Source organism: Enterobacter sp. 4974935 (assembly GCF_058661735.1).
In genome coordinates, this window is the sequence record NZ_JBZWGT010000003.1 from 480,810 (window position 1) to 505,272 (window position 24,463).

Annotated in this window: 21 protein-coding genes; 13 read left to right on the plus strand and 8 right to left on the minus strand. The window is 58.1% G+C overall.

The features are described 5' to 3' along the window. Nucleotides 1–33: 33 nt before the first annotated feature. Entirely contained in the window at nt 34–2,163 is a 2,130-nt protein-coding gene (locus AC4OVS_RS03485; RefSeq protein WP_323633680.1) for a TonB-dependent siderophore receptor, read from the minus strand. Between the two features lie 384 nt (nt 2,164–2,547). Between AC4OVS_RS03485 and AC4OVS_RS03490 the strand changes: the two genes are divergently transcribed. The 5 genes from AC4OVS_RS03490 to AC4OVS_RS03510 are packed head-to-tail and all read left to right on the plus strand — an operon-like array spanning nt 2,548 to nt 7,209. Next, on the plus strand, nt 2,548–3,360 hold the full coding sequence (locus AC4OVS_RS03490) for an ABC transporter ATP-binding protein (RefSeq protein WP_023306964.1): 813 nt from the start codon (nt 2,548–2,550) through the stop codon (nt 3,358–3,360). Then, nucleotides 3,357–4,340 (plus strand): FecCD family ABC transporter permease, encoded by a 984-nt coding sequence (locus tag AC4OVS_RS03495; RefSeq protein WP_045307988.1) that lies wholly within the window; start codon nt 3,357–3,359, stop codon nt 4,338–4,340. The genes AC4OVS_RS03490 and AC4OVS_RS03495 overlap by 4 nt, the downstream gene beginning before the upstream one ends. Then, nucleotides 4,337–5,377, plus strand: coding sequence for a FecCD family ABC transporter permease (locus AC4OVS_RS03500; RefSeq protein ID WP_023306963.1), 1,041 nt, complete (start codon nt 4,337–4,339; stop codon nt 5,375–5,377). The genes AC4OVS_RS03495 and AC4OVS_RS03500 overlap by 4 nt, the downstream gene beginning before the upstream one ends. A gap of 9 nt (nt 5,378–5,386) precedes the next feature. Beyond that, nucleotides 5,387–6,337 carry an iron-siderophore ABC transporter substrate-binding protein gene (locus AC4OVS_RS03505; RefSeq protein WP_023306962.1) on the plus strand — a complete coding sequence of 317 codons (951 nt, stop codon included), beginning with the start codon at nt 5,387–5,389 and terminating at the stop codon, nt 6,335–6,337. Next, nucleotides 6,334–7,209 (plus strand): MurR/RpiR family transcriptional regulator, encoded by an 876-nt coding sequence (locus AC4OVS_RS03510; RefSeq protein WP_015571883.1) that lies wholly within the window; start codon nt 6,334–6,336, stop codon nt 7,207–7,209. Before AC4OVS_RS03505 ends, AC4OVS_RS03510 begins: the two co-directional genes overlap by 4 nt. Before the next feature lie 41 nt (nt 7,210–7,250). Here AC4OVS_RS03510 and AC4OVS_RS03515 read toward each other — a convergent pair whose 3' ends face one another. Beyond that, the gene (locus AC4OVS_RS03515) at nt 7,251–8,090 is read right to left on the minus strand and encodes an AraC family transcriptional regulator (protein WP_022649417.1); all 840 of its coding nucleotides are present in this window, start codon (nt 8,088–8,090) and stop codon (nt 7,251–7,253) included. 166 nt (nt 8,091–8,256) lie between these two features. Here AC4OVS_RS03515 and AC4OVS_RS03520 point away from each other — a divergent pair, with 166 nt between their 5' ends. The 3 genes from AC4OVS_RS03520 to AC4OVS_RS03530 are packed head-to-tail and all read left to right on the plus strand — an operon-like array spanning nt 8,257 to nt 12,584. Then, the gene (locus tag AC4OVS_RS03520; RefSeq protein ID WP_491922180.1) at nt 8,257–10,071 is read left to right on the plus strand and encodes a DUF2264 domain-containing protein; all 1,815 of its coding nucleotides are present in this window, start codon (nt 8,257–8,259) and stop codon (nt 10,069–10,071) included. Nucleotides 10,072–10,102: 31 nt separating this feature from the next. Next, a complete protein-coding gene (locus tag AC4OVS_RS03525) occupies nt 10,103–11,368 on the plus strand; it encodes an oligosaccharide MFS transporter (RefSeq protein WP_022649415.1) in 1,266 nt (421 codons plus the stop codon). Between the two features lie 28 nt (nt 11,369–11,396). Then, nucleotides 11,397–12,584, plus strand: a complete 1,188-nt coding sequence (locus AC4OVS_RS03530) for a glycoside hydrolase family 88 protein (protein ID WP_045622724.1) — start codon at nt 11,397–11,399, stop codon at nt 12,582–12,584. Nucleotides 12,585–12,596: 12 nt separating this feature from the next. On the opposite strand, the gene AC4OVS_RS03535 is transcribed toward AC4OVS_RS03530, so the two are convergent. From AC4OVS_RS03535 to qseB, 6 genes are all read right to left on the minus strand, one after another. Then, the gene (locus AC4OVS_RS03535; protein ID WP_048966582.1) at nt 12,597–13,124 is read right to left on the minus strand and encodes a hypothetical protein; all 528 of its coding nucleotides are present in this window, start codon (nt 13,122–13,124) and stop codon (nt 12,597–12,599) included. 39 nt (nt 13,125–13,163) lie between these two features. Beyond that, nucleotides 13,164–13,604 carry a peptidoglycan-binding protein LysM gene (lysM, locus tag AC4OVS_RS03540; protein WP_022649412.1) on the minus strand — a complete coding sequence of 147 codons (441 nt, stop codon included), beginning with the start codon at nt 13,602–13,604 and terminating at the stop codon, nt 13,164–13,166. Between the two features lie 151 nt (nt 13,605–13,755). Next, nucleotides 13,756–14,070, minus strand: a complete 315-nt coding sequence (locus tag AC4OVS_RS03545) for a putative quinol monooxygenase (protein ID WP_003862506.1) — start codon at nt 14,068–14,070, stop codon at nt 13,756–13,758. A 30-nt stretch (nt 14,071–14,100) separates the two neighbouring features. Continuing rightward, nucleotides 14,101–14,682 carry an NAD(P)H-dependent oxidoreductase gene (locus tag AC4OVS_RS03550; RefSeq protein ID WP_022649411.1) on the minus strand — a complete coding sequence of 194 codons (582 nt, stop codon included), beginning with the start codon at nt 14,680–14,682 and terminating at the stop codon, nt 14,101–14,103. A gap of 104 nt (nt 14,683–14,786) precedes the next feature. Then, on the minus strand, nt 14,787–16,136 hold the full coding sequence (gene qseC / locus AC4OVS_RS03555; RefSeq protein ID WP_023306956.1) for a quorum sensing histidine kinase QseC: 1,350 nt from the start codon (nt 16,134–16,136) through the stop codon (nt 14,787–14,789). Continuing rightward, nucleotides 16,133–16,792, minus strand: a complete 660-nt coding sequence (gene qseB, locus AC4OVS_RS03560; protein WP_063854385.1) for a quorum sensing response regulator transcription factor QseB — start codon at nt 16,790–16,792, stop codon at nt 16,133–16,135. Before qseB ends, qseC begins: the two co-directional genes overlap by 4 nt. 139 nt (nt 16,793–16,931) lie before the next feature. Between qseB and AC4OVS_RS03565 the strand changes: the two genes are divergently transcribed. From AC4OVS_RS03565 to AC4OVS_RS03585, 5 genes are all read left to right on the plus strand, one after another. Then, nucleotides 16,932–17,333: a YgiW/YdeI family stress tolerance OB fold protein gene (locus AC4OVS_RS03565; RefSeq protein ID WP_022649408.1), complete on the plus strand. Its 402-nt coding sequence runs from the start codon at nt 16,932–16,934 to the stop codon at nt 17,331–17,333. A gap of 118 nt (nt 17,334–17,451) precedes the next feature. Continuing rightward, nucleotides 17,452–19,710, plus strand: a complete 2,259-nt coding sequence (gene parC, locus AC4OVS_RS03570) for a DNA topoisomerase IV subunit A (protein WP_023298608.1) — start codon at nt 17,452–17,454, stop codon at nt 19,708–19,710. A gap of 163 nt (nt 19,711–19,873) precedes the next feature. Continuing rightward, entirely contained in the window at nt 19,874–20,611 is a 738-nt protein-coding gene (gene plsC / locus AC4OVS_RS03575) for a 1-acylglycerol-3-phosphate O-acyltransferase (protein WP_022649406.1), read from the plus strand. 61 nt (nt 20,612–20,672) lie between these two features. Beyond that, complete coding sequence (gene ftsP / locus AC4OVS_RS03580; protein ID WP_023298607.1) at nt 20,673–22,085, plus strand: cell division protein FtsP; 1,413 nt, start codon at nt 20,673–20,675, stop codon at nt 22,083–22,085. Nucleotides 22,086–22,236: 151 nt separating this feature from the next. Then, nucleotides 22,237–24,414 carry a YgiQ family radical SAM protein gene (locus AC4OVS_RS03585; RefSeq protein ID WP_023298606.1) on the plus strand — a complete coding sequence of 726 codons (2,178 nt, stop codon included), beginning with the start codon at nt 22,237–22,239 and terminating at the stop codon, nt 24,412–24,414. The last annotated feature ends 49 nt before the right edge of the window (nt 24,415–24,463 follow it).

Here is a 24,463-nt window from a genome sequence, read left to right on the forward strand (position 1 = left end):
GGGTTAGGGTGAGGGGAACGCCTCGCACTGACGTCAAAACTCCATCTTCACCGTAAACTGCACTTCACGCGGGTCGCCAATCTGGTTGCCCAGGTTATTGGTCGCAATCGACGACGTGTAGTAGGTCTTATCAAACAAATTCTTCACGTTCACCTGTAGCGTCAGCGGATATTGCAGCTTCATTTTGTACGCCGCAAATGCATCCGCCACGAAATAGCCCGGCAGATAATAATCCGCACCGTTAGTCGCTGAACGACGGCTCACGCCGTGCCCGCCGCCGCCAATTGTCAGCGTATTCCCGGCAAACGCATTGTGAATATCGTACGTCAGGAACAGGGAGCCGGTATGGCGCGGCACGTTCGGCAGCGGTTTGCCCGCGTAGTCCGGGTCTTCCAGCACCTTCGCATCGGTATAGCCGTAGCTGGCGATAATGTTGGTGTTCTCGGTCAGCGATCCGGCGAGATCCACTTCGACACCCTGCGAGCGCACGCGGCCCGCGGTTTTGGCGACGGTTTCATCACCGATGCTCTCGGTGTACAGCACGTTGCGCTTGTGGATATCAAACAGCGCGATGTTGGCAGTAATGCCGTCGAACAGGTCGAATTTAGCGCCTATTTCATACGCGTTCGACGTTTCCGGCGGCAGGTCGCCGATGTAGCTCGCAATGGACGACTGCGGCATAAACGTCTGGGAATAGTTAGCAAACAGGGAGACTGCCGGCGTGAGCTTGTATACCAGGCCCAGCTTCGGCGTCCACTGGTCGTCGCGGCTGTCGGTGTTGACGTTAAACGGACGGCCTTTGCCCGCGTACTGGGTGTAATACTGGTAGCGCAGTCCGGCAACGGCGATCCATTTATCGGTCAGGTACAGCGCGTCCTGCGCGTAGGCGGAGTAGCTCTCCTGCTTGATGGTTTGATCGCTGTCGGATGCCGAGACGGTGGTGCACTTGCCGAGGCTGCCGTAGCTCGGGTTGTAAATATTGAAATCCTTAACGTTCTTACAACGGATCATGTCCGTACGCAGCAGATCGTAATTCTCATACGACACGCCGGTCAGGATCTCATTGTAAAAGCCCGCGATGTCCACGTTCCCCTGCAAATCTGCCCGCGTTGTGTGCATACGCTGGGTCGAACCCTGGGTCGCATCCACGCGGCGGGTCAGGTTGCCGGTTTTTGAATCGTAGGCCATCACGCGAGCCTGGTTATCGCTGTACTTATCCTGGCTGTAGCTGTAGTCGAACTTCGCGGTCCACTGGCTGTTAAGGCGATACTCCGCGTTAAGCTGAGCGAGGTCGGACTGACCGTCGGTCACGTTAAATGGCTCATCAAAGCGGGTTTTGCGATCGACGTCGACGGCCTTTTTGGTGTTGAGATCGAAGATCGTTCCGCGATCGAACGGCGTTTTATAGTCGCGATGCGAATAGAGCACGGTCACGGTGGCATCATCGCCGAACCAGGTCAAAGACGGGGCGATAAAGGTGCTGCGTTCGGTGCCGTAATTACGCCAGTAATCCTCGTCCTGATACTCCCCCGTCAGGCGATAGGCCAGACGCGTACCTTCAATCGGACCGGTGACGTCAAACTGTCCGGTACCGCCGCCAAAGCTGGTTGATGTGGCAGAAATCGAGCCGCCGAAGGTTTTCTCCGGGCGTTTGGTCACTACGTTAATCAGGCCGCCGGGGTCGAGAATACCGTAAAGGGTCGAGGCCGGGCCTTTTAGCACCTCCACGCGCTCGGTTGCGGCATTGAAGCTGCGCGGCAGCACGGTGCGCAGGCCGTTGGTCATGATCGAGCCATCGCGGTTTGCGCCGAAGCCACGGCGCACGAAGGCATCCTGCGTGCCGCCCAGGGTGTTGGTCTGCACCACGTTGCTGACGTTATACAGCGCCTCGTCGAGCGTGGTCGCGTTTTGGTCTTCCAGCACTTTATCGCTGACGGTATTGACCACCTGCGGGATGTCCAGCATCGGCATGTTGGTCAGCGTGGCGGTGGAGGTGTTCAGGGGCTGATAGCCGCTGGTGGCGTCGGTGGAAGCGTAAGGGTCGGCAGTGACGGTAAGCGTCTCACCGTCTTTTGCTGCTGCGTGCACCAGAGGCGCCATGAACAGGAGTGAAAAGAGCGCGCGCCCTTTTACCCCGGCGAATGAAGGTGTGAACTTGGCCATTACATCTGTTTTCCCAAAATATCCTGCGATGAAATGCTCGCGGAAGAATGTGTGAGTCATTGCCCTTACGGTCTGTCCGTTAGCCTCTACGGCATCGGACTTGTAATTGAGAATCATTCAAGCATGAGGGGGTGTAGTAGTAAATGGAATAAATAAAAATTTCGCTACAGAGGTTTCTCTCTGGCTAATACGCGTTGGTTTCTTGTTTAAGGCATTGAAAATAGTTGATAAAAATGAATTTTAATTTGTGCAGAGATGCTCAATTATCCCTGGGGTTTACAGGGTGTATCTTCGCTTGACTACTACATGGCGCGGCGGCAAACTCACAAAAGAGAATGAGTTTTATTTTTATTTGTTGGTTTTTTTTCTTACGTTGGCGTTCACGTGGCTCACTACATCAAAAAGCCGGGACTGGTTCTTGAGAACCTCTCCGCGGGTTACCAGAAAAAAATCATCGTTGATGATATCTCCCTTGCGATCCCCCAGCAGAAAATGACTGTTCTGGTGGGCGCAAACGGCTGCGGAAAATCGACGCTGTTAAGTACCCTCGCGCGGCTGCTTCAGCCGCTCGGCGGCAGCGCGGTGCTGGACGGCAAAGCCATCCACTCGCAGCCAACCAAAGCGGTCGCCCGCCAGCTCGGGATCCTGCCGCAGTCTCCGCTGCTTCCAGAAGGGTTAACCGTATTTGAGCTGGTCTCGCGCGGACGTTTCCCCTGGCAGAACGTGATGCGCCAGTGGAGCGAAGAAGACGAGCGGGCCGTGGAAGAGGCGTTACGCCTGACCGGAACGGCAGAGTTTGCCCATCATCTGGTTGAAAGCCTGTCCGGCGGCCAGCGCCAGCGCTGCTGGATCGCCATGGTACTGGCGCAACAAACGCCCTATATCCTGCTGGATGAACCCACGACGTACCTCGATCTTCGCTACCAGGTGGAGATCCTCGAACTGCTGCACACGCTGACGCGCCGGCACGGGCGCACCGTGGTGGTGGTTCTGCACGATCTCAACTTCGCCGTGAACTACGGTGATTCGCTGGTCTTTTTACGTCAGGGAAAGGTTGAGGGGGTACTGCATGAGGGCGACGCCTGCACGCCGGAGCTGATCAAAGCGGTGTTTGATGTCGACGTGCATATGTCGGTTAACCCGTTGACCGGCAAGCCGTTCTTTATGCCGTTCCGTCAGGCTGTCGACAAACCATGATGCGCACGTCTGTGGCCTTTATTCTCTTTACGCTGCTGCTTCTGGCAGGCGCGATTGCGCACCTGAGCATCGGGGCGCGCGTTATCGCCCCCCGGACGGTAGTAGACGCATTTTTCCACTTCGACCCGCGCAATTTTGAGCATAGCGTGATCGTCAGGCTGCGCTTGATGCGACTGTGCGCCGCCCTGGTGACGGGCGCGGCGCTCGGCGTCGCGGGCGTGCTGCTGCAGTCAGTGATCCGCAACCCGCTCGGCGAGCCGCATATCCTGGGGCTAAATGCAGGGGCGGCGCTGGCGGTGGTGCTGACGAGTGCCCTCGGGCTGTCGCTGCCGTTTGGCCGCCCTCTGATAGCCGCAGCCGGCGCCGCCGCGCTCTTTTTGCTGGTGCTAACGTTCTCCTCATCCGGGCGTACCGGTCTCACGCCGATGAAAGTCACGCTGTGCGGCGTGGCGATGTCGGCATTTGCCTCATCGATAACCGCCACGGTGTTGATTCTGGATGAACAGACGCTGCTGGCCATGCGGACCTGGCTTGCGGGGGATGTGGCGGGAGTCATCGGCGAGACGACCGCTAGCGCCGCGGGGGCCGCTGCCGTGGGTTTTGCGCTGGCGCTCTGGCTGTCGCCGTCGCTGAACATGCTGGCGCTGGGGGACAGAATGGCGCAGGGGCTTGGCGTGTCGCTGATGAAAACGCGCCTGCTCGCGCTGCTGGCCATCGCCCTGCTGTGCGGCGCGGCGGTTTCAGTTGCCGGACCGATCGGGTTTATCGGACTCGTGGTGCCGCAGCTGATTCGCCGTCTGGTATCGGTGGACCTGCGCGTGATGGTGCCGCTCTCAGCCCTGTGCGGGGCGCTGGTTCTGCTGATGGCGGATATCGCCGCCCGCACGCTGTTTACGCCGTATGAGCTGGCAACCGGCGTGATGACTGCGCTGGTCGGCGCGCCGGTCTTTATCCTTATGGCGTCAAGGATGTTCAAATGAACCGGGCTGGATTGAGGGCAGTACGATTTTCCTCCTTCTCGGCGCTGGTTCGCCCGAGGGCGCTGCTGTATCTGACCGTTTTAACCCTTGCCGTTTTACTGCTGCTAAGTTTTGGCCTGACGCACGGCTCGCTGCCCATTCCTGCTTCCGCCATCGGACGTGCGCTGTTTTATCCTGAACGTCTGACGGCGGATGCGCATTACATTGTGATGGATATCCGCCTGCCGCGCCTGCTGATGGCGGTGCTGTGCGGCGCGATGCTCGGCATGGCGGGGGCGGCCATGCAGTCCATTACCCGCAACGGCCTTGCTGACCCCGGACTTATCGGCGTGAAAGAGGGCTGTAGCGCGGCGGTGCTGCTGCTGATTTTTCAGTTTCCGGGATTGGGGCCGTACTGGCGTCCACTTATCGGCATGGCCGGTGGGCTGCTGACCGCGCTGCTGGTAGTGGCGCTGGCGCGTGATATCTCGCGCCCGCGATTCATCCTGATCGGCATCGGCGTGTCATGGGCGTTTGCCGCCGCGATGGGGGTCTTTATGACGACCGCCGACGTGCGCGACGTCCAGACGGCGATGCTGTGGCTGGCGGGGAGTCTGCATGCGGCAAGCTGGACGCTGGTCAGCATCGCTGCTGCCTGGACAGTGCCGGCGTTTGCGCTGCTGCTCTTTACCGCGCGCGCCGCAGACGTAGCCTTGCTCGGCAACCACATTGCGACGGGGCTGGGCGTGCGGACTTCACGCCTCGCGCTGCTGCGCGTGTTTGCCCCCGTGGTGCTCACCGCGGCCTGCGTCTCCTGCGTGGGGAGTATCGGCTTTGTCGGGCTGATTGCCCCGCACATGGCGCGCCTGCTGCTGCGCGGAGGGCAAACGGCACTGCTGACGGGAAGTGCCGTACTGGGCGCGCTGCTGGTGCTGCTGGCGGATAACGTCGGGCGGCTGGCATTTCTCCCGTTGCAGCTGCCGGCGGGAATTGTCATTTCACTGATTGGCGGACCGTTTTTCCTGCTGCTGCTCTGGCAGCGTCGGGATCGATTTTAGGGGATAGAAATGCGCGTATTTTTTGCAATGCTGGTGCTGGTGGGTTTTGCTGCAGGAGCCGCAGAGCCAACGCAGACGTTTACTGACGACCTGAACCGCAAAGTGGTGGTGCCGGTTAACCCGAAGCGGATTGTGTCCCTGCACGACCTGGATATCACCATTCCGCTGATCGAGCTTGGCGTACCGCCGGTTGCCAGCCATGGCCGCACCCGACCGGACGGCAGCCATTTTCTGCGCTCCAGCGGCATGCTGACGGGCATCGATTTTGATAATTCCGACATCACATTCATCGGCACCGCCGATATCGATATTGAAGCCATCGCCGCGGCGAAGCCGGATCTTATCATCACCGAGCCGACCCGCAACACGCCGGTCGAACAGCTGGAAAAAATTGCCCCGACGGTGAGTATCGATCACCTCGACGGCGGCGCGCCGGAGATCTACCGCAAGCTGGCGCAGCTTACCGGGACAGAGGCGCGGCTGAAGATTCTGGAGCGTCGCTATCAGGAGCAGATCGAGGCGCTAAAGGCGACCATCGATACGAGCAAACTGACCGTCTCGGTGATTCAGGCCAATCAGGGCAAAATCAACGCCATGCACAGCTACCACTCGCTTGGGCGCGTGCTGCGCGACGCAGGGTTCAGGTTCCCGCCGCTGATTGAGAGCATCCCGGAGGGCGGGCGCATCGACGTCAGCGCCGAGCGCCTGCCGGAGCTGGATGCTGATTTTGTCTTTGCAACCTGGCGCGGGGACACCGGCGGAAAACCGCAGGACGAGCTGGCGGCGATGGATGCGGTGATGCCGGGCTGGTGTCAGTTTCTCAACGCCTGCCGAACCGGGCATTACGTGCTCATCTCCCGCGAGGAAGCGATCTCAAATTCATTTGCCTCGCTGGGGCTGATGGCCGCGCAGGTGCAGTCGCAGATAGCGGGCCGTCCGCTGCCGGAGGCCGCACGATGATCCGAAAAATTGATGTCTACGGCGACCGCCTCCGCTCGCGGGCGCACCAGCTGACGCCGCGCCTGCTGCAGGTGGCGAGCTATATCAATGAAAATCGTGAAGCGGTTATGGAGCAGACGGCAATGGAGATTGCCGCTGTGCTACACACCTCGGACGCCACCGTGGTGCGTGCCATTCAGGCGCTTGGGTTTGGCGGGCTGCGGGATCTCAAGCAGACCCTGGAGCAGTGGTTTGGCCCGGTGGTCACCTCCAGCGAGAAGATGTCCACGACGGTAAACACGCTTACCAGCGACGTCGACGCGAGCATCGATTTTGTACTGGAAGGCCATCAACACACCTGCGCGGTGTTGTCCGAACCGGGCAACCGCTACGCGATGGCGCAGGCGGTGTCGCTGCTGGCGCAGGCGAGACAGGTCGCTATTTTTGGCATTGGCGCATCCGGCATTCTGGCTGAGTACACCTCGCGACTGTTTAGCCGTATAGGCCTGCCTGCGATCCCGCTCAACCGCACCGGTATTGGCCTCGCCGAACAGCTGATTGCCCTACAGCGCGGTGACGTGCTGGTAATGATGGCGCAAAAATCCGCGCACCGGGAGGGACAGACCACGCTGCGCGAAGCGAAGCGCCTGGGTATTCCCACCATTTTGCTGACCAACGCCACTGACTCGCGCTTTAGCAAAGAGGCAAGCGTAGTGATCCACGTCCCGCGCGGCGGCGAGAAGGGCAAAATCCCGCTGCACGGCACGGTGCTGCTGTGCCTGGAGATGATTATTCTGTCCGTCGCCTCCACCGAGCCGCAGCGCACCATCAAGTCGATGAAGCGCATCAACGAGTTACACCGCGGATTAAAGCCGGGCAAGAAGAGCGGTTGATTTTCCCCCTCTCCCTGTGGGAGAGGGCTGGCGTGAGGGCGTCAAACCGCACGATGGTTCTTCCTGTACTGCAGCGGCGTCTCGCCAATCCCTTTTTTAAACGCGCTGATAAACCACGTCACGTCGGAAAAACCCGTCTGTGCGGCAATGTCACGCACGCTCGAATCAGTGTGGAGTAAACACTCACACGCCTTACGCAACCTTAGCGTATTCAGGTAGTCGTGAATTTTTTCGCCCGTTTCCGCATGGAATTTTCGCGATACGTAGCTGCGGGATTTACCCAGCTCATTGGCCAGCGCATCCAGACGAAATTTCTCCTGATAATGCTCGTCGAGCCAAAACATCACCTGGCTGGCGATCCCCTGGCTGTTTCCCGGCTCGCCGTCGCGATCGTCGGGCAGCATCGCGAACAGGCCTATCAGCAGGCTGGCGATGCTCTCGCCGTTCATCGGCGGTTTATAGCAGCTAAACAGATGGTCGATATGATGATGGAAGTGGGCTAAATCGGCGACCCACGCTTCGCCGCCACGGCGTGACAGCCGCTCCAGACGCTGCCGGGTCTGGGGAAAATCCCGCAGGATCTTCAGCACCGCGTGCTGGTCGAGATGAATAATGGTGCGGCGGTAAATTGCCTCCGCCTGTTCGTCCACCATGACCTTGTGCAGCGTAAAAGGCGGGAAGAAAAACAGCCGTCCGGGGCGCATGGTGTAGTGACGATTATCGACAATCGCTACGCCAAAGCCCTCTTCCACATAGAGGATCTCCAGACACTGGTGCCAGTGATGGTAGCGCACGGTATTGGCAAACAGGCGGCTGAACGAGGCCACGGTATCGTTCAGGGCGATCAGTTCCAGAAGATCGGATGTCGGCGTGTCGCGCATAGTGCAATAAAACTCAACTTTTTCCCGTCTGACCGTCTTTATAAACCACCTTTTTAAATTTTCTCAACTGGAGGTTTATTCATCGTTCATGCCTGTGACACGGCTAACATTTCTGCCCCTTGCGGATTCACTATGCTTTGCCGCAGTTGATTACGAGGGCGAACCGATGTGGGCGGCAAACAAAGAAAAATCAAATCCGTTGTCTTCACGCCAGGATGTAGTGGCGTCGTTGAATGCACTTTTACAGGCGCTGGACACGCAATTTCCGGCGAACCGTTCACGATTCTCGCTGGGTGATACCTGCGCCCATTACACAGCGGATATTGCGCAGATGGAGGGACTTTCCCGCGCGCTGTGGGGGCTGTTTCCGCTGATGGCATCCGGCGAAAGCACGCCGTTCAGCGAGAAGTACCTTACTGCCATTAAGCTTGGTACCGACCCGCAAAGCACCGGCTACTGGGGTGAAACCGGCCCGTACGATCAGCGTCTGGTAGAGATGGCGGCCTACGGTCTGGGGCTCGCTCTGCTGGGAGATAAACTCACCGCGCACTTTACCGGGCGCGAGGTGATGAACCTGCACGCGTGGCTCAACCAAATCACCGACGCGCAGATGCCAGACAGCAACTGGAACTATTTTGCCATTATGGTCCAGCTCGGCTTTAAGCGCGCCGGCCTGCCGTACGATCAGGCCGCCATTGACCACCGCTTTGCGCTGATGGATGCCTACTATCTCGGCGACGGCTGGTACTCCGACGGTCCCGGCCGCCCGAAAGACTATTACATCTCCATGGCTTTCCATTTTTACGGCCTGATTTACGCCACCCTGAGTGACGACGAGGCGAGGGCGAAGGTGCTGCGCGAGCGCTCGCGTCTGTTCGCGGAAGACTTAATCTACTGGTCCGCCGCCGATGGTGCCTCGGTGCCGTTTGGCCGCAGCCTGACCTACCGCTTTGCCATGGTTGCCTTCTGGAGCGCGGTGGCTTTTTCTCAGCTGGACGTCTTCACCCCGGGTATCGTGAAGGGCATTGTGCTGCGGCATCTGCGCTGGTGGCAGCAGCAGTCGATTGTCGATCGCGACGGTATTCTTACCCTGGGGTTTGCGTATCCGAACCTGGCGATGTGCGAGGATTACAACTCCCCCGGTTCACCGTACTGGGCGCTGAAAACCTACCTGATCCTGGCGCTGCCGGAGGCGCATCCGTTCTGGCAGGCCGACGAGCAGCCGCTGCCCGCGCTTGCTGAAAAACATGTGATCCCGCATGCGCAGCAGATCCTGATGCATTCGAAAGCTTCGCAGCACGTCGTCATGCTCACCGCTGGTCAGCTGGAGCTGAATAACTACGTCAACACCGAAGCGAAATACACCAAATTTGCCTACTCCAGCCGCTTCGGATTCACCATTGAGCGCGGGCGTTTTGGCCTGAAGCATGCCGCCTGCGATTCGATGCTGCTGCTGGCGGACGAAGATGACTATTTCCGCGGTCGTCGCGAGTGCGAAGAGGTTCGGGTGGATGAACATTACATTTTCTCGCGCTGGTCGCCGTGGCGCGACGTGCAGATTGCGACCTGGCAGATCCCGTTCGGGGAGTGGCACCTGCGCCTGCACCGCATCAACAGCGCGCGCACTCTGCAAACCGTCGAGGGCGGCTTTGCGGTGATGAAAACCGCCCACCAGGTGCGCGATCGCGGTTGTTATCTGATGGCTGAAAACGGCAGCAGCGTCATTGTCGATCTTTCGCCGGTCATTCACCGCCAGCCAGACAGCATCGTCACGCCGCCGAACAGCAGCATTATGTTTGCGGAGTGCGCTTCCATTCCGTTGTTAAAGGCCGACCTCCCGCAAGGGGAAAGCTGGCTCTGTTGCGCCGTTCTGGCTGACGGAAAACAGCCCGTTGCGGCGACGCCGCAGCTGAATATAACCCATAGCCGGGTCGTCATTAGCGAACCCGGAAGCGAACGTAAGCTGTCGTTCACATTATAAAAATCTGGCCCTACACGTCGGCGAGGATGATATGAAAAGCACATCGACAACTAACAGAACTGAATATTACAAAATCAGTAGCTTTATCTTTCTCTATTTCTTTACCTGGTCTGCCAGTATTGGACTGCTGGCGATCTGGCTTGGCCAGAAAGCCAATCTCAGCGGCTCGGTGATTGGAACCGTTTTTGCGGTGAACGGGATATTCTCCGTTATTCTTAAACCGATCTACGGCTATATTCTCGATAAGATCGGCATGAGCAAATACCTGCTCTATTTTGTGGTGATCATGTCGGCCCTGATGGCGCCGTTCTTTATTTACGTATACCAGCCGCTGTTAATGTCTAATACCCTGCTGGGGATTATTATCGGCGCGCTCTATTTAAGCTTTGCCTGGTACGCGGGTGTGGCGGCGTGCGAATCGTATTCTGACCGCTTTAGCCGCTTAAACGGCATGGAGTTCGGGCAAATTCGCATGTGGGGTTCGCTCGGCTGGGCGGTGGCATCGTCCTTCTCCGGCCTGCTGTTTAACCTCTCACCGGCGTATAACTTTATTCTCGGCAGCGTGGCGTCGGTGGTGATGCTGATCGTCCTGCTGAGCCTGAAAGTGAACACTAACTCCATTCACGCGGGCGAGGTGCTGACGAAAGAGAAAATCGCCCCGTCAGACGTTTACGCCCTGCTGCGAAACCGCAAATTCTGGGCCTTCTGCCTGTACGTGGCGGGCGTGGCGTGGATGATGTTTATCGCCGAACAGCAGTTCTCGCGCTATTTCGTCACCTTCTTCGATGATATTCATGAGGGCAACGCGGTATTCGGTTATCTCGGGACCGTGCAGTCGGGCATGGAATTTGTCATGTATATGGTGGTCCCGCTGTTTGTGAACTTTATTGGCGCCAAACGCGGGCTATTAATTGTCGGGCTGGTGGTCGGGGCGCGTCTGATTATTTCCGGCATGTGTGATTCTCACCTGTTAATTTCAGTGCTTAAGCCGCTGTACGGTCTGGAAATTTGTCTCCTGCTGGTGTCGGTATTTAAATATATCGCCGAGCATTTCGACAAGCGCGTCAATGCCACCATGTATTTACTCGGCTATCAGGCAATGCTCTACGTTGGCAACGTGGTGGTCTCTTCCCCAGCCGGGTATATGTATGACCGTATTGGCTTTGAGCACACCTATATCATCATGGGCGCAACGGCGCTGACCTTTACCCTTATTTCTGCTTTTACGTTATCCGCCTGTCAGAGCAAATGGCGCGGGGCTCGTGCGCTGAACGTAGCAGAAACGTCAACACGATAAATTACGCCGTCAAAGAAGGAACCGAAATATGTTAAGTCGTATCAAAGAAGAACGTCTGCCTGTTATCGCTGCGCCCGTTGACTCCCGCGCATTCAGCGATGAACTGAATTCGGCGCGCAGCCACGTTCTGGACCTGATTAGCCGTCATTTAACGGAGTTCGGCGACAAATTCCCGGCGGAAACCTGCCAGAACGGTTTTTATCCGCTGACTGACAACGTGGAGTGGACCACCAGCTTCTGGACCGGGCAGCTATGGCTGGCATGGGAGATGAGCGGCGAGGAAAAATTCCGCGCGATGGCGGAAAAACACGTGCGCTCGTTTGGCCTGCGCATCGCCGGGCGCAACGACACCAACACCCACGATTTAGGCTTCCTCTACACGCTCTCCTGCGTAGCCGCGTGGCGGCTGACCGGAAACCGCGAGGCGCGCGGCTTCTCGCTGCTGGCGGCGGAAGCTCTGCTGGAACGCTTCCACGAGAAGGCGAAGATCATCCAGGCGTGGGGCGATCTCTCCGATCCGGACCAGGCCGGGCGGATGATCATCGACTGCAACATGAACCTGCCGCTGCTCTACTGGGCAACGGAGCAGACGGGCGATCCGCGTTTTGCCGACGCCGCAAAAGCGCACGTCATGCAGGCGGCGACGTACCTCATTCGTGACGATGCCTCCACCTTCCACACCTACTATATGGATGTGACAACCGGCGCACCGCGCTACGGCAACACCCAGCAGGGCTACGCCGACGACTCCTGCTGGTCACGCGGGCAGGCGTGGGGAATTTACGGCTTCCTGCTGAGCTATATCTATACCGGCGACGAGACGATGATCGCCCTGTCAAAACGGCTGGCGAACTACTTCCTCAATCGCCTGCCCGACGACTACGTCTGCCACTGGGATCTGGCGCTGGTGGGCACCGACGCGCTGCGTGACTCTTCCTCGGCGGCGATTGCGGTATGTGGGCTGCTGGAGCTGGTGAAACACCTGCCGGTCACGGATCCGGATCGCGAGCGCTATATGGAGTGGGCTAAAGGGATTATGTCGTCACTGACGAAACACTATCTGATGGGGAGAGAAGAAAAGGGCAACGGGCTGCTTAAACACTCGGTTTACCACCTCGGGAGCAACAAAGGCGTGGATGAGTGCGCAAGCTGGGGAGATTACTTCTACGTTGAGGCGCTGGTGCGTTTCACCCGGAGCTGGAAACTGTACTGGTAACTGGCCGGGGGATTACCATCCAAGCACGTCTTTAATGACGCGCCGGTAGGGCGTATCAAGCTGGGCAGGCACGCGGCAAATATAGTCCCGCGCATGGCTGCGGGTCTCTCCGCTGAGGCCGTCGAGATAAGCGATGGCTTCGTCCACGGCAGGAACCCTGCCTTCCTGTGACGCGCTTCTCGGCGGGAGCCCGGTCCAGATGATCGCTTCAATACCTTTCTCCCTGGCCCATGTTGACAGGATACCCGTGTCGCGTCCGGTGATTAGCAGCGAGCCAATGCCATCGCAGCGATCCTCGGGAATGGCTTCGCGCTCACGCAAAGCGCGGCAGGCCACGCTCAACGTTGTGGCCTCCAGCCATGCCCAAAGCACCGGCACGGCAGGGGCATTCATACAGATGGCGGTCGCCAGTTCACCGCCATCGCTGACCCGACAGAACTCGACGGGCAAAGAAGGCCCGTCGGTCTGCCACTCACCGGCTACCGGTAACGCGCCGCTTTTCCAGATTAACGAACCCCAGCCAAGACAAGCTATTTTCATTCTGTTCCTCTGCGCGACGTGAACCGACTGTTTTAGACGTTATGCTTTAGGAATACGCAGCGTCTGGCCGGGATAGATTTTATCGGGGCTGGAGAGCATAGGGCGGTTAGCCTCAAAAATCTTGTTGTACTGGTTAGCATCGCCGTACACGGTTTTAGAGATCGCGCTCAGGGTATCGCCGGATTTCACCGTATAGTAAGTAGCTTCATCTTTGGCATCTGTCGCGGTGATGTTGTTCTCCACCTCGCTGACGCCTGCGATGTTGCCGACGGCGACCTGGATTTTTTCTTTCTGCTCCTGCGTCAGCCCGTCGCCCGTCACGCTGGCTTTGCCGTCGGTGACGTCAACCTGAACCTTATCGGAACCGGGAATGTTGAGTTTCTTGAGGTGTTCGGTGATTTTGTCGCTCTGACCCTTATGATCGGTCAGATTGTCCCACAGCTTTTCGCCTGCTTCTTTTACGAAATTAAAAAGACCCATTCCATCCTCCTGTTTAACATGAAGTCAGAATAAGCATAGCAGTTGAGTGTTAAGGTGATAAAAAAAGCCCGGTGGCGTTAACGCTTACCGGGCCTGGGAGGGAAGTTGTAGGCCGGGTAAACGCAGTGCCACCCGGTAAATTTCACAGAACTTAAACCCCTTGCTCCAGAATACGAATATGGGTTTCCAGAACGTCCCCTTTCACCGCGTCGCTCCACGCTTTCATATGCGCGGTCTGCAAATGCGCTTCAAGGTGCGCGACGGTTTCCCACTGCTCAACCATGATGATCGAGTCTGGCGCGGTCGCCTGGAAGCTTGCGCTGGTGGCGGCGTCCACCATTGGCGCGTAGCCGTGGCAGCCTTCTTCTTTCAGTACGGTCGGGATGATCTTTGCGAACTCATCCAGCACCGCCTGGCGGTGATGTTGGCCAGGACGCGTACGGATTTCAGCAATAACGGTAAGCATAATTAACTCCTTCTAATTCCAGGCTACCAGTTAAGCAAAAATTTCCGCGAGATGCTTGCGATATTCTGCGATATAGCGTGGGACGTCCGGCATTTTAATTACGTCATTGACGATAAAGGTCGGCAGCGGCTCCATAGCCAGGAACTGATTCGCCTTGTGGAATGGCAGATACGCGCCGTCTACGCCTACGCCTTCAAAGAACTGATCTTGCTCGGTGAACGCTTCAAGCGGGGCATTCCAGGTCAGGGAGAGCATGTATTTCTTGCCCTGCAACAGGCCGCCGGAACCGTATTTTTTAGACGCGTCTGAGCGGGTGCGGCCGTCGCTGGCATACAGCGAACCGTGACCTTCGGTAAACACATCGTCCATGTATTTTTTCACGGTCCACGGTGCGCCCATCCACCAGCCCGGCATCTGCCAGATAACCACGTCGGCCCACAGGAAGTTCTGCACTTCGGCCTTCACGTCGTAATCGCTGTCCGCGCGCACGACCTTAACATCATGTCCGGCGTCGCGCAGGAAACCATCCGCGACCTCGGTCAGGGTGTCATTGAGCTGGCCTTTAGAGTGCGCAAATTCTTTCGCGCCGTTGATAATCAGAATGTTGCTCATTATTTGTCCTCGATGCTGAGAGTATGCCAGGTATTCTACGCGCGAGGACGGAGCGGAAAAATAAGCAAAATGTGCAAAGTCTTTTGCGCTCAGCGCAATAATGGCTACCAGCTGACGGTCACCTCAAAGCCCCCTTCAGGCGCATTGCCCAGCGAGACGCGCATCCCGTGTAACGCCGCGATGCGCTTCACAATAGACAACCCCAGACCGCTGCCGGTGGCGTCCTGGCCCGGTGGACGATAAAAGCGCTCGCCGAGACGCGCCAGCGCATCGGTTGAAATGCCCGGGCCGTTGTCGCGCACGGTAAAGCTTTGGGTGTTCAGCGTCACGTCCACCACGCTGCCGCGCGGGCTATAACGAACGGCGTTGTCCAGCAGGTTACGCGCCAGCAGGCTCAGCAATAGCGGCTGTCCGTGACGCATCACCTCGGGCGCGTTGACGTTGAGCCGAATATCAATGCCCGCCTGCTGCGCCGGATGCCAGATATCCAGCACCGCGGATTGCAGCAAATCGGCCATCATCACGGGTTCGACGTCATCAAGATTATCCAGTGAATCCAGGCGCGACAGGGTGAGAAGCTGATCCACCAGCCGGGAGGCGCGGTCGATGCCCGCATGCAATTGCCCCAGCGCTTTAGACTGCGCCCCGGGATCGTCAAGGGAAAGCTGCGCCACGTCGGTTTGCACCTTCAGCGCGGCAAGCGGGCTGCGCAACTCATGAGCGGCATCCGAGGTGAAGCGGCGCTCGCGGGCCATCATCTCCTGCGTACGGGCGAAAAGATGGTTAAGCGCATCAAGCAGCGGGCGAACCTCCGTCGGCACGCCGTGGGTGGGCAGCGTATCGGTCGCATCCGGCGAGCGTGAACGCAGGGTCTGCGCCAGGTTTTTCAGCGGTTTCAGTTCCCGGCTCAGCAGGACAATCAGCAACAGCAGCATTACGGGCAGCGCCACCAGCCACGGCGTCAGCTGCGAGCTGACCACGTCCAGCGCCATATCCTGTCGGTACTCCCACTCCTGGCCAACCACCACGCGGTATTTCCCGTCCGGGGAGGTCAGCCACAGGAAACGCCATTCGTCGTTGTCATCCTGCAACCGACCGTCATCAAATCCGTCCCGGCGGTAGTGATAAGGTATGTCACGCCCGTTCTCACCGTCGTTAAGCACCATGCTGCCGTCTGCGGTGAAGATTGCGAAGGCCAGCGCATCGTCGTCAAGATGGCCGTGTTTGGCTTTTTTCGGCACCTCGCGCATGCGTTCCGGGGCGCGGAGTTCGTCCACGTCCATCGTCAGCAGCCGTTTGGCAAACAGCATCTGCTGGGTATCGAACAGCTTATCGAGCTTGTCGGTCGTCTGGTGCCAGGCCACCACGCTTGCGGCAAACCAGGCCGCCAGGGACAGCAGCAAAAAGAGGAGCGTCAGGCGCAGCTTCAGGCTCAGGCGTTGGGTCAGTTTCATGCGTCACCCAGGGTATAACCGATGCCGTGCACGGTGCGGATAAATTCGCTGCCGAGCTTGCGGCGTAAATGATGAACGTGGACTTCGACGGCGTTGCTGGAGACGTCATCATCCCAGTTGTAGAGTTTCTCTTCGATGGCCTTGCGCGGCAGCACGCGGCCCGCGTTGCGCATCAGCAGTTCCAGCAGGGCGAACTCTTTGGGTTTGAGCACCAGCGTTTCGCCCTCCAGCGTGGCGACGAGACTTGCCGGATCGAGCGTGACCTTGCCGTGACGCAGCTCGCTGCGCGCCTGCCCGTGGCTGCGGCGCACCAGCGCTTCGAGGCGGGCTGCCACTTCAATCAGCGCGAACGGCTTACACAGGTAATCATCCGCCCCCAGGCGTAACCCTTCGACGCGCTGATTCAGCGCATCCCGCGCGGTGAGGATCAGCACCGGTTCGCTCTTACCGCTTTCGCGCCAGGCGCGCAGGATCGCAAGCCCGTCGATTTCCGGCAGCGTCAGGTCCAGCACCACGGCATCGTACGGCGCGGTGTACAGGGCCGCCTGCCCGGTTTTACCGTCGGTAAACCAGTCCACGTTAAAGCCCATTTTGCTTAAGCCCGCTTTGATGCCATCGCCGATGAGCTTGTCGTCTTCTACCAGTAAAATGCGCATATTTCCTCCTTGATGCCGTCAGTAAACCTTCTGCAAGCGACTGCTGTACAGTAAAAATAAATAAATTTTCCCCTTAAGAAGTTGTTAAGGTTTACCCTGTTTAATGGATTGTGAAACGACATTAAAGGGAGAGATTAAGATGAAAAAATACGCTGCAATTGCTGCCATCATGATGATGACCACTGCCCCTGTTTTTGCTGCACAGGGTGGCTTCTCTGGCCCATCTGCGACACAGACCCAGACGCAAACCCAGCAGGGTGGCTTTGTCGATAATAACGCCAACCTCACTACCGCGGCTAAAGTCAAAGATATGAAGGACGACAGCTGGGTGAAGCTGCGCGGTAATATTACCGAGCGCCTGTCCGATGACCGTTACACCTTCCGCGATGAAAGCGGCACGGTGGTGGTGGAGATCGACCACAAGCGCTGGAACGGCGTGACGGTGACGCCACAGGATAAAGTCGAACTCCAGGGTAAAATCGATAAAGACTGGAACGAGTTTGAAATCGACGTGAAGCAGGTTATCAAGCTGAACAAATAACCCGGAAAGGGCCGCATGAGCGGCCCTTTTTCTTTGTGACTCAACTCGCCAGATGAGGTAGTATCTGCGGCAATATTGCCTGAAACCCATCGGTTTCTGAGTTGAGGAATCACACGTAATGAGCGATATGGCAGAGCGCCTCGCGCTACATGAATTCACGGAAAACGCCTACCTGAACTACTCCATGTACGTCATCATGGACAGGGCGTTGCCGTTTATCGGGGATGGCCTGAAGCCCGTTCAGCGCCGCATCGTCTATGCGATGTCCGAACTGGGGCTGAATGCGACCGCCAAGTTCAAGAAATCCGCCCGTACCGTCGGTGACGTGCTGGGGAAATACCATCCGCACGGTGACAGCGCCTGCTATGAAGCGATGGTGCTGATGGCCCAGCCGTTCTCTTACCGCTATCCGCTGGTGGATGGCCAGGGGAACTGGGGGGCGCCGGACGATCCGAAATCCTTCGCGGCGATGCGTTATACCGAATCCCGCCTGTCTAAATATGCCGAAGTGCTGTTGGGCGAGCTGGGGCAGGGTACGGTCGACTGGGTGCCAAACTTCGACGGTACGATGCAGGAGCCGAAAATGCTGCCTGCGCGTCTGCCGAACATCCTGCTGAACGGCACGACCGGTATCGCCGTGGGCATGGCGACGGACATTCCGCCGCACAACCTGCGTGAAGTGGCGAAAGCCGCCATCACCCTGATTGAGCAGCCAAAAACCTCGCTGGACGATCTGCTGGATATCGTGCAGGGGCCGGACTATCCGACCGAAGCCGAGATCATCACCTCGCGTGCGGAAATCCGTAAAATCTACCAGAACGGCCGCGGCTCCGTGCGCATGCGCGCGGTATGGACCAAAGAGGATGGCGCCGTGGTGATCACCGCGCTGCCGCACCAGGTCTCCGGCGCGAAGGTGCTGGAGCAGATTGCCTCCCAGATGCGCAATAAAAAGCTGCCGATGGTGGACGACCTGCGTGACGAATCGGACCACGAAAACCCGACCCGTCTGGTGATTGTGCCGCGTTCTAACCGCGTGGATATGGAGCAGGTGATGAACCACCTGTTCGCCACTACCGATCTGGAAAAAAGCTACCGCATCAACCTGAACATGATTGGTCTGGACGGTCGCCCGGCGGTGAAAAACCTGCTGGAGATCCTCACCGAATGGCTGGCCTTCCGCCGCGATACGGTGCGCCGCCGTCTGAACCATCGGCTGGAGAAAGTGCTTAAGCGCCTGCATATCCTCGAAGGTTTGCTGGTGGCGTTCCTCAACATTGACGAAGTGATTGAGATCATTCGTACCGAGGACGAACCTAAGCCTGCCCTGATGTCGCGCTTTGGCATCAGCGAAACCCAGGCTGAAGCGATCCTCGAACTGAAGCTGCGCCATCTCGCTAAGCTGGAAGAGATGAAGATCCGCGGCGAGCAGAACGAGCTGGAAAAAGAGCGCGATCAGCTTCAGGCGATTCTGGCGTCCGAGCGCAAGATGAACACCCTGCTGAAGAAAGAGTTGCAGGCCGATGCCGACGCCTTTGGCGACGACCGTCGTTCTCCGCTGCATGAGCGCGAAGAAGCGAAGGCGATGAACGAGCACGACATGCTGCCGTCCGAGCCGGTGACCATCGTGCTTTCCCAGAGCGGCTGGGTGCGTAGCGCCAAAGGCCACGATATCGACGCGCCGGGTCTGAGCTACAAATCCGGTGACAGCTTCAAGGCGGCGGTGAAGGGCAAGAGCAACCAGCCGGTGGCGTTTATCGACTCCACGGGCCGCAGCTACGCTATTGATCCGATCACGCTGCCATCCGCGCGCGGGCAGGGCGAACCGCTGACCGGCAAGCTGACGCTGCCGCCGGGCGCCACGGTTGACCATATGCTGATGGAAGCCGACGATCAAAAACTGCTGATGGCGTCTGATGCTGGCTACGGCTTTATCTGCACCTTTAACGATCTGGTGTCGCGTAACCGCGCCGGTAAAGCGCTGATCAGCCTGCCGGATAACGCCCACGTCATGCCGCCGCTGATCATCGAGAACGAAAGCGATATGCTGCTGGCGATCACCGCTGCCGGACGCATGCTGATGTTCCCGGTCAGCGATCTGCCGGAGCTGTCGAAAGGGAAGGGCAACAAGATCATCAGTATCCCGTCAGCGGAAGCGGCAAAAGGCGAAGATAGCCTGGCGCATCTCTTCCTGCTGCCGCCGCAGAGCACGCTGACCATTCATGTCGGCAAACGTAAGATCAAACTGCGTCCGGAAGAGTTGCAGAAGGTGGTTGGCGAGCGCGGACGTCGCGGCTCACTGATGCGTGGCCTGCAGCGCATCGACCGCGTGGAGATCGACTCGCCGGCGCGCAGCAAAGCGGACGACAGCGAAGAGTAACCTGTTTCATCCCCCCCTCTTTCCGGAGGGGGATTACCATAAAATTTCCCGTAAAAACGTTGTTAATTCGTGCGTTGCGATTAACAATACGCGCTCGTAATAAAGTCCTTACCTGGCCACAGGTGAAGTATAATTGTCAGCTGTCAGGGCTTCAGAGGTCGCTATGCTATACATTGTTCGTCTTATTCTTACCGTTATTTACTGCATTCTGGTCTGTATTTTCGGATCGATTTATTGCCTGTTCAGCCCGCGTAACCCAAAACATGTCGCGACGTTCGGGCACATGTTTGGTCGCCTTGCGCCATTGTTCGGCCTGAAGGTTGAAAAGCGTCTGCCTGAAGGGGCGGAGAATTTCGGTAACGCCATCTATATCGCTAACCATCAAAACAACTACGATATGGTGACGGCCTCAAATATTGTTATTCCGCCGACCGTAACCGTCGGGAAAAAGAGCCTGCTGTGGATCCCGCTTTTCGGCCAACTGTACTGGCTCACCGGTAACTTGCTGATTGACCGCAACAACCGTGCGAAAGCGCATGGCACCATTGCGGAAGTGGTGGATCAGTTTAAAAAGCGCCGGATCTCAATCTGGATGTTCCCGGAAGGGACGCGCAGCCGCGGTCGCGGCCTGCTGCCGTTCAAGACCGGCGCGTTTCATGCTGCAATTGCGGCAGGCGTTCCAATTATTCCCGTGTGCGTTTCCAATACATCGAATAAGATTAATCTTAACCGTCTGAAAAACGGACTGGTCATTGTCGAAATGCTACCGCCGGTGGATACCTCCAAATACGGTAAAGACCAGGTGCGCGAGCTGGCCACGCACTGCCGCGAGCTGATGGCTCAGCACATTGCACAGCTCGATAAAGAAGTTGCAGAGCGAGAAGCCGCCGGTAAGATTTAACCCGGTTTCGTTCAAGGGAAAACGAATTCCCGCGTTGTTAGTCGTTTCAGATGGAGCTTATATGTCACTCAGTCGGCGTCAGTTTATTCAGGCTTCGGGTATCGCCCTTTGTGCGGGTGCGATGCCGCGGACAGCCAGCGCCGCCGGGCAGCAACAGCCGCTGCCTATTCCGCCGTTGATTGAATCCCGTCGCGGACAGCCGCTATTCCTCACGCTTCAGCGTAGCCACTGGTCCTTTACCCAGGGAACGCGCGCGCAGGTATGGGGCATTAACGGACGCTACCTCGGGCCGACCATTCGCGTGTGGAATGGGGATGACGTCAAGCTCATCTACAGTAACCGGACGACGGAAAATGTCGCAATGACCGTCAGTGGGTTGCAGGTGCCGGGGCCGCTGATGGGCGGCGCGGCGCGCATGATGTCGCCGAATGCCGACTGGGCGCCCGTCCTCCCGATTCGTCAGAGCGCGGCGACATTGTGGTATCACGCCAACACCCCGAACCGCACCGCCCAGCAGGTCTATAACGGCCTGGCCGGGATGTGGCTGATTGAAGATGAGGTCAGTAAAACGCTGCCGATCCCGAATCACTACGGTGTTGATGATTTCCCGATCATTATTCAGGACAAGCGTCTGGATAACTTCGGTACGCCGGAGTACAGCGAGCCGGGCAGCGGTGGCTTTGTGGGCGATACGCTGCTGGTTAACGGCGCGCAAAGCCCGTATGTCGAAGTGTCTCGTGGCTGGGTGCGTCTGCGTCTGTTGAATGCCTCTAACTCGCGCCGCTACCTGCTGCAAATGAGCGACGGCCGCGCCCTGCATGTGATTTCAGGCGATCAGGGGTTATTACCTGCGCCGGTGTCGGTGAAACAGCTGGCGCTTGCGCCGGGCGAACGTCGTGAAATCCTCGTGGATATGACCAACGGGGATGAAGTGTCCGTGACCTGCGGCGAAGCGGCAAGCATTGTTGACCGCATTCGCGGCTTCTTTGAACCGTCGAGCGTTCTGGTCTCCACGCTGGTGCTGACGCTGCGCCCGACCGGCCTGTTGCCGCTGGTGACCGACAGTCTGCCGATGCGCCTGCTGCCGCAGGAAATTGTGACCGGCCCTGCAGTACGCAGTCGCGATATCAGCCTTGGCGACGATCCGGGCATCAACGGCGCGCTGTGGGACGTAAACCGTATTGATATCACCGCCCAGCAGGGAACCTGGGAGCGCTGGACCGTCCGCTCGGAGATGCCGCAGTCGTTCCATATTGAAGGGGTGTCATTCCTGATCCGCAACGTCAACGGGGCGATGCCGTTCCCGGAAGACAGGGGCTGGAAAGATACCGTTTGGGTGGATGGGCAGGTAGAACTGCTCGTCTACTATGGACAGCCGTCATGGCCGCACTTCCCGTTCCTGTTCCACAGCCAGACGCTGGAGATGATGGACAGGGGGTCGGTAGGGCAGATGCTGGTGAATCCGGCACCGTAAAACGAGTCGGGTGGCGGCTTCGCCTTACCCGACCTACAGGCCCGTAGGCCCGGTAAGCGTAGCGTCACCGGGCAATAAATACCCCTTCATTTCCCCCGATAAACCAGCGTATAATCCCGCTCCTTTTGTCTATTTTTTCTTCGGAAGCATTATGAGCGCAATTTCCCTGATCCAGCCGGATCGCGACCTCTTCTCCTGGCCCCAGTATTGGGCAGCCTGCTTTGGACCGGCGCCGTTCCTGCCGATGTCCCGGGAAGAGATGGATCAACTGGGCTGGGACAGCTGCGATATCATTCTGGTGACGGGTGATGCGTATGTCGATCACCCGAGCTTTGGCATGGCGATCTGCGGCCGTATGCTGGAAGCTCAGGGTTTCCGCGTGGGGATTATTTCTCAGCCTGACTGGAACAGCAAAGACGACTTTATGCGTCTGGGTAAACCTAACCTGTTCTTTGGCGTGACCGCGGGCAACATGGACTCGATGATCAACCGCTATACCGCGGACCGTAAGCTGCGCCATGACGACGCTTATACGGCTGACAACGTGGCGGGTAAACGTCCCGATCGCGCGACCCTCGTCTACACCCAGCGATGCAAAGAAGCATGGAAAGACGTGCCGGTGATCCTGGGCGGCATCGAGGCGAGCCTGCGCCGCACCGCGCACTACGACTACTGGTCTGACACCGTGCGCCGTTCGGTGCTGGTGGATTCGAAAGCCGACATGCTGATCTTCGGCAACGGCGAGCGTCCGCTGGTGGAAGTGGCGCATCGCCTGGCGCAGGGTGAAGCGGTCAGCGAGATCCGCGACGTGCGCAACACCGCGATCATGGTGAAAGAGGCGCTGCCGGGCTGGAGCGGGGTGGATTCCCGCATTATCGATATGCCGGGCAAAATCGACCCTATCCCGCACCCGTACGGTGACGATCTGCCGTGCGCGGATAACAAACCAGTTGAGCCGAAGAAAGCGGAAGCAAAGGCCGTGGTGGTGCAGCCGCCGCGTCCGAAGCCGTGGGAAAAGACCTATGTGCTGCTGCCGTCATATGAGAAGGTCAAAGCTGACAAGGTGCTCTACGCACACGCCTCCCGTATTCTGCACCATGAAACCAACCCGGGCTGTGCCCGCGCGTTGATGCAAAAGCACGGCGAGCGTTATATCTGGGTTAACCCGCCGGCGATCCCGCTCTCTACCGAAGAGATGGACAGCGTTTTTGCCCTGCCGTACAAGCGTGTGCCGCATCCGTCATATGGCAACAGCCGTATTCCGGCGTACGAGATGATCCGCTTCTCGGTCAACATCATGCGCGGCTGCTTCGGCGGGTGCTCCTTCTGTTCGATCACCGAACACGAAGGTCGTATTATTCAGAGCCGTTCCGAAGAGTCGATTGTTAACGAGATCGAAGCGATTCGCGACTCGGTCCCGGGCTTTACCGGCGTAATCTCCGATCTGGGTGGTCCAACGGCTAACATGTACATGCTGCGCTGCAAATCGCCGCGCGCTGAGCAGACCTGTCGTCGTCTCTCCTGCGTCTATCCGAGCATTTGCGAGCATATGGACACCAACCACGAGCCGACGATCAACCTTTACCGTCGCGCCCGTGACCTGAAAGGCATCAAGAAGATCCTGATCGCCTCCGGCGTGCGTTACGACATTGCGGTGGAAGATCCGCGCTACATCAAAGAGCTGGCGACGCACCACGTTGGCGGTTATCTGAAGATCGCCCCGGAGCACACCGAAGAGGGCCCGCTGTCCAAAATGATGAAGCCGGGCATGGGCAGCTATGACCGCTTTAAACAGCTGTTTGATACCTTTTCAAAACAGGCGGGGAAAGAGCAGTATCTGATCCCATACTTCATCTCCGCGCACCCCGGCACCCGTGATGAAGACATGGTGAATCTGGCGCTGTGGCTGAAGCAGCGTCGATTCCGTCTGGATCAGGTGCAGAACTTCTACCCGTCGCCGCTCGCTAACTCGACGACCATGTATTACACCGGTAAAAACCCGCTAAGTAAGATTGGCTATAAGAGTGAAGACGTGGTGGTGCCGAAAGGGGATAAACAGCGCCGTCTGCACAAAGCGCTGCTGCGCTATCACGACCCGAAAAACTGGCCGCTGATCCGTCAGGCGCTGGAAGAGATGGGGAAAAAGCACCTGATCGGCTCGCGTCGTGATTGTCTGGTGCCAGCGCCAACGCTGGAAGAGATGCGCGAAGCGCGTCGCCAGAACCGCAATACGCGCCCGGCGCTGACCAAGCACACGCCAATTGTGCATCAGCGTTCGAACGGTGGGGCTTCGGGGACGAAAAAAACGGGAAAACGTAAGATCGGATAACGATGATGCCCTCACCCCGGCCCTCTCCCACAGGGAGAGGGTGGAAAGC